This is a genomic window from Bacteroidales bacterium (genome assembly GCA_012517825.1).
In the GTDB taxonomy this organism is placed as follows: domain Bacteria; phylum Bacteroidota; class Bacteroidia; order Bacteroidales; family JAAYUG01; genus JAAYUG01.
In genome coordinates, this window is record JAAYUG010000175.1 from 1 (window position 1) to 5,553 (window position 5,553).

Genomic DNA, 5,553 nt, shown 5'->3' on the forward strand with positions numbered 1-5,553 from the left:
CTGAAATGCCTCCCTTATTTTTTGAACCAGTTGCGATTTGACAACATGGTAGGTATTGATAATCATATTTTTTATAGCCTCGGCATTGGAAATACCATGCCCGATAATAACCGGATGATTGATGCCGAGCACAGGTGTACCGCCCGTATTCTCAAAATTGAATTCCTCAAAAAATGGGTGATGAATACCAAGCTTTTTCACCAGTCCGTAAAAAGCTTCGGCTTCCTTCAGAAGAATATTGCCTAAAAACGCATCACAAACAATCACATTTTGCTTATCCGGGTTGAAGAAATCATGGCCCTCCACATTACCAATGAAGTTAAACTCACTGGTATCTTTCATCAGCTTGTAGGTTTCTTTGGTCACCATGTTTCCCTTTTCCTCTTCGGATCCAATATTCAGTAGCCCCACCTTCGGATTTTCGATCTCAAGGATTGTACGGGCATATACAGATCCCAGAATCCCGTACTGATAAAGAACATCGGGCCTGGCATCAGGATTAAGGCCCACATCAAGAAGAACAATGGGTTTACCTTCCGGTGTGGGGACATTAGCTGAGATCACAGGACGTATAATTCCCGGTATCACTTTGGATACCAGCATGGCTCCTGCCAGCATGGCTCCTGTATTGCCGGCACTGGCAAATGCGTCCAGTTCGCCCTGGCGCAGCATAACAAAACCCCGGTAAATGGAGGAATCCCTCTTCTGAGCAAAGGATTTTGCGGGGTTCTCCCCCATCTCGATCACTTCGGTTGTATGAACAAGGGTAAATGCATCAGGGTCGGAATGCTGTTCCCTGCAAATTTCTTTAATCTGCGCAATGTCCCCGATCAAAACCAGTTCCGCTTCTTCAGGAAGAAGTTGTCTGGCTTTAATGGCACCGCTTACAACGGCAACAGGGGCAAAATCACCCCCCATCGCATCGACCCCCAGTTTCATTGGTCAGAAACTGTTTGCAGCATCAGGCAGTAACCGTCTTCTCAATGACAGGTTTCCCGCGATAATGACCGCATTCCGGACAAATATGATGCATCTCAATGGTAGCTCCGCAATTCTGACAGGTAGTCAGTGTCGGAACAAGGGCTTTGTCGTGAGTTCTTCTCTTGTCTCTGCGTTGCTTCGAAATCTTTCGTTTCGGATTTGGCATGGCGTTACTGGTTTAAGTTAATATCTTTCAGTTTGTTCCAAATAGCATTGCTGCTTTTCATTCTATCTTCATCAACGGCTATTTCATTCAGCCTCCTTATCATTTCCGGATCACAGGTTGTGTGTCCGTCTTCATCATCCGGGTGGATTTTTCGGTATGGAAGCGCCAGCATAATGAATTCATAAAAAAACTGGCCCATATCAATCTGGGTTTCTTCACGCGGAATCACCAGGGCCGATTCGGTTTCTTCTGCCCAGGCATCTCCGAAACGAACATATAAATGCTCGTTCACATCAACCGGTTGCTGATAGTATTCCAGGCACCTGTCGCATACTACCTCCACTGTTCCTTTAATGGCAATACCAAACTCCATGAAGGAACTTCTGCGAAGCAAATCAACTGACGCCGTCAGATCACCCGTCCGTACATCCGGGGAAGGATACTTCTCAAAGAACTTTCCCGATATGCCGAAGGTGTATGCGTGATGCCCCTCGCTTAATCCCTTGAAGGGAATGATATATTCTTCCAATCCTTTCACCTGAAAAAAATCGGATGCAAAAGTATAAATTATTGTCAGAATAAAAAAGAAAATCCTGTGAATAAAAATTATAACTAACTAAAAGTAAAATAATTACCATTCCCGTCCCTTATTAATCTTTCCCCTCCTCTTCATCGACGGTTCCATCATGAGCTTTTTCAGAAGGTAAAAATGCAAAGAATGGATCGGATGCATTTTATCAAACACATGAATTGCCAGAGTTCAAACTACAGGTTAAGGTACTTTTTTATGGTATCTTCCAGATCATTGACAAAATAATCATTCTTTGTCAGATAGCCGGTAGCCCCTTCCTTCCTGTACTGTTCCTTCAGCAAAGGATCATCATGGCTTGACAAAACCAGCACGGGTAAATCCTTTTGAACTTTTCGGATAGACCGAAGCAGATCCAGCCCTGTCGCCGGCTGATCCCCCTGGTTTCCAAAATGATGATCGGTAACTACCAGATCGGGTTCCATGGATAGAGCCGCCAGGCACTCATCAACGGAGGAAAATGTCTGCAACCTGATACCGGCCTGACTCCCTATGACATATTCCACCAGGCTTAATATGATGTTTTCATCATCAACAATGAAAACCAGTTTTTCCTTTTCCATTTTTCAGTTTCTCAATCAACATGTAAAAATGAACAAAATCAGCACACAAAACAAGTAACCGTTAGCTAAAGGCTGCGAGCCGGAAAACACCATTTTATCTGTGCACCCTTTCAGCACACCCGGGAAATACGGCCCTACATCAGAAGATACCTGCGGCAAATTTTTTCCTGGGAAAAAATTTTCGTTTTTCGTATCTTTAATGACCTTTTAATTCCTTTCCCATGGAACATCCAGTTCTTGAAATATCGGGATTCATTCTCAAGAAAGAATTCCTCTCCACGATACGGTTCAATGTTCTTGAAGATACGCTTGTATTGGAGAACAAAAAGCCTTTTCCGGGCTATTTCGGTAATAATCTGCCTGATACCGAAGAACCGCGTTCCGTTTTTCTTGTATTGCAGGAAGCTGCTTCCCCTGAACTGGTGGGACGCTGGATAGCCACCGTAAAAAAGAGAGAAAAGCATACCTGTTACGGTAACTATGCTGAGTTAATCATTGGAAATGAAGTGTTTTCATCGATCAGGGTACTGGGGCTTGATTGCTTTTCGCGCATCGGGGAGCTTCAGGGAACCTTGCAGAAGGAAGGAGTCAAATTCAGAAAAGTTCGCCCCATTGAACAGGAAGGGCTGATCAAGGTCCATAAAACCTTTCTTCTTCAGGAAACAGAGGAAGGGAAATACCTTGATGTGAAAGACAACGCCAAAATGTATTTTACCCTCTCGCGGTTCATCAGCTGGCAGGACTTTGAAGCGATAACGCGTCAGGTTAAAAACAATTGCCGCAATCCGGTTTTTGATGCGGCTCTCGGAGGCTTATACCGTTACCGGGGATATGAAGACATCGTGCGCATTTTTTCGCCCCATCAGCGGGAAGCTCTTATGAAGGAATTGCCCGGCCTTTATGAAGTGGTTATGCGGCACCATTACAATTCCTGATGATCTTTCTGATGGCCTGCCGGTACCCATTTGTAAACTTTATCTGACCTTCGTACGGCCCCCGGAACCTTGAAAGCGATCAGCATTCCTTTGTGCGCAGAAGGGATGGTACCATGATCATCGCGCAGTTCGGTAATCTGCGTTTCCATTACGCCCGTTGTGGGGCCGATAATCAGCACTTCGTCGGTTGTGTAAAGCTGCCCTGCATCCATCTGCACCTCAGCCACCCCGATTTTCGCATAATAATTGACCACCTTCCCCAGGTACTCTTTCCTGCGGGTGGCATGCGACCCATAGCGCCGGCTCCATTCACCCATCTTCCGGCCCAAATAATAACCATCCCAGAACCCCCTGTTGAAAACACCGGCCAGCCTTTCTTTCCATAGCTGAATCTTTTCGTCTGAATAGGTATTTTCGGCAATAGACTGAAGCGCTTCATGGTAACAGGCTGTCACGGTTTTGACATATTCAGGTGATCGTGCCCTTCCTTCAATTTTCAGAACCGATATTCCGGCTTCCAGGATGCGGTCAAGAAAATCAATAGTGCACAGGTCTTTGGGCGACATTATGTACTGGTTATCTATTTCCAGCTGATATCCTGTTTCGGCATCGGTAACCAGATAACTTCTGCGGCATACCTGGAAACATTCCCCCCGGTTGGCCGAATGGTTGAATTCATGAAGGCTCAGATAGCATTTCCCGGAAATGGCCATACACAGGGCTCCATGGGCAAACAGTTCCAGCCTGACGGGTTTTCCTGAAGGTCCCGTGATTCTGCTGTTCTGAATTTCAGAATAAATATTTTTGATCTGATCAAGAGAAAGTTCCCTTGCCAGCACCACTACATCGGCCCATCGGGAATAAAACCGGAGCGATTCGGCATTGCTTATGTTCAGCTGGGTGGAAAGGTGTATTTCGAGCTTTCTGGAAGCGGCATATTCCAGCAACGACTGATCGGCCAAAATGACGGCGCTGATTCCCTCCCGGGCTGCTGCATCCAGCATTTCCCTTGCGCGGGGAAGATCTTCGTCGTACATCACTGTATTCAGGGCCAGATAGGTCCTGATCTTGTGACGGAATGCAATATCAAGTATTTCCCGCAGATCGCCCAGGGAAAAGTTAACCGACGAACGGGACCGCATGTTCAGGTTTTCCAGACCAAAATAAACTGAGTCGGCACCCCCCTGAATGGCAGCCATGAGCGATTCAAAAGAACCAACAGGTGCCATCAGTTCAATATCTTTTCTGCTGATTCCTTTCAGATCAATCATAATGGCCTGGAAGTATAATACGTATTGTGGTTCCTTTTCCCGGTTCCGATGCAGCAACGAAAATCCTTCCCTTGTGGTACATTTCAATGATCCGTTTGGAAAGACTCAGCCCGAGCCCCCAGCCTCTGCTCTTGGTTGTAAAACCCGGTTTAAAAATGGTTTTATGCAATGACCGGGGTATTCCTTTCCCGGTATCAATAACATCAATTATCACCTTTTCGCCCGAACGAACCAAGGTCACGGTAACTGTCCCTTTTCCTCCTTCCAGTGCGTCTACGGCGTTCTTCATCACATTTTCAAGTACCCATTCAAGGAGGGAACTGCTGGCCGGAGCCATTAAGGAATACATCGGCACATCGGCCTGAAGCACCACATCGCCCGAAACACGGGTTCTGATGTAATCCACTGTCCGCACAACCAGCTCAGTGAGATCAACAGACTTCATCACCGGTTCGGAACCTACCTTCGAAAAACGCTCGGTAATTTTTTCAAGCCGCCTGATGTCTTTCTCCATTTCATCCATAATATCGGGCGCTACATTGCGCTCTCTCAGAATTTCTGCCCAGGCCAGCAGCGAAGATGTCGGAGTTCCCAACTGATGAGCCGTTTCCTTGCTCAGCCCTACCCACACCTTGTTCTGTTCGGCCTTGCGCGAAGCACTGAAAGCAATATATGATACCAGAATAAACAGGGTGATCACCCCCAGCTGTATGAAAGGATATAACGTTAGCCTGGTAAGAAGAATGGAATTTTTGTAATAGATATAGTTCTTTTCACCCCCTCCGATTTCAATTACAATAGGATCATGCTGGGTTTTCATTACTTCCAGTTCCTTTTCAAGATATCCTTCCCTTGAAACCTTAAGTGAGTCAAGATTCCTCCAGGCCACGATTTCTCCTTTATGATCCACGAGGATCACCGGCACTGTGGTGTTATCCTGCACAACCTGCAGCAGAAAACTGAAATCCGTACCGTCAGGTTCCGGTAAAGCCAGCTTCTTGGTTGCTTCGGCCCACAGCAGTACTTTTTTCTCTTCTTCAGCAGAAAG

General features: G+C 46.1%; 7 protein-coding genes. 1 reads left to right on the forward strand and 6 read right to left on the reverse strand.

Annotation, left to right across the window (positions count from 1 at the left end):
* The 4 genes from GX419_12265 to GX419_12280 all read right to left on the reverse strand — a co-directional run.
* On the reverse strand, positions 1 to 939 hold a 939-nt coding region (locus GX419_12265), incomplete at its 3' end, for a phosphate acyltransferase (GenBank protein ID NLI25468.1).
* Positions 940 to 961: 22 nt separating this feature from the next.
* Positions 962 to 1,147: a 50S ribosomal protein L32 gene (gene rpmF, locus GX419_12270; protein ID NLI25469.1), complete on the reverse strand. Its 186-nt coding sequence runs from the start codon at positions 1,145 to 1,147 to the stop codon at positions 962 to 964.
* 4 nt (positions 1,148 to 1,151) lie between these two features.
* Positions 1,152 to 1,685: a DUF177 domain-containing protein gene (locus GX419_12275; protein NLI25470.1), complete on the reverse strand. Its 534-nt coding sequence runs from the start codon at positions 1,683 to 1,685 to the stop codon at positions 1,152 to 1,154.
* A gap of 227 nt (positions 1,686 to 1,912) precedes the next feature.
* Positions 1,913 to 2,299, reverse strand: coding sequence for a response regulator (locus tag GX419_12280; protein NLI25471.1), 387 nt, complete (start codon positions 2,297 to 2,299; stop codon positions 1,913 to 1,915).
* 221 nt (positions 2,300 to 2,520) lie between these two features.
* On the opposite strand from GX419_12280, the gene GX419_12285 reads away from it, so the two are divergent.
* The gene (locus GX419_12285) at positions 2,521 to 3,234 is read left to right on the forward strand and encodes a hypothetical protein (protein ID NLI25472.1); all 714 of its coding nucleotides are present in this window, start codon (positions 2,521 to 2,523) and stop codon (positions 3,232 to 3,234) included.
* Here the strand turns inward: GX419_12285 and GX419_12290 are convergent.
* Complete coding sequence (locus GX419_12290) at positions 3,222 to 4,505, reverse strand: U32 family peptidase (protein ID NLI25473.1); 1,284 nt, start codon at positions 4,503 to 4,505, stop codon at positions 3,222 to 3,224. The genes GX419_12285 and GX419_12290 overlap by 13 nt on opposite strands.
* Positions 4,498 to 5,553 (reverse strand): ATP-binding protein (locus GX419_12295; protein ID NLI25474.1); only part of this gene is annotated, 1,056 nt, incomplete at its 5' end. The genes GX419_12290 and GX419_12295, both read right to left, overlap by 8 nt.